Genomic DNA, 349 nt, shown 5'->3' with positions numbered 1-349 from the left:
CCGAAAATTCAATATTTATAAAAATAGATTGTTTTTTATTTGTTTACGTCAAATATAAGGCCTTCCTTTGTCACGTAAGCAAAGAAATATATAGATTTATGCTTATCCATTTAAATCAAGACCCTTTGAAAAAAGGATAGTGCTGAATGGCAGTGGTGGGTTCGAGGGGGCAGGCTGAAAGAGTTAGACTCTTCAGTATATAAGTTAACTAAAACGATAACTATGTGTGAGCGGGAGAGTAGTAGATCATCTATCTCCCGCTTTTTACATTAAACTCACTTTTGGAGGTTCAGCCGCCCCCTCATTTTGGATAACCATAAATCTTGGCTAATCTAAAGAGGAAGAATTT

This window comes from Parabacteroides sp. AF17-28 (genome assembly GCF_003479205.1).
Classification (GTDB): Bacteria; Bacteroidota; Bacteroidia; order Bacteroidales; family Tannerellaceae; genus Parabacteroides; species Parabacteroides acidifaciens.
This window is presented reverse-complemented; position numbering follows the sequence as displayed.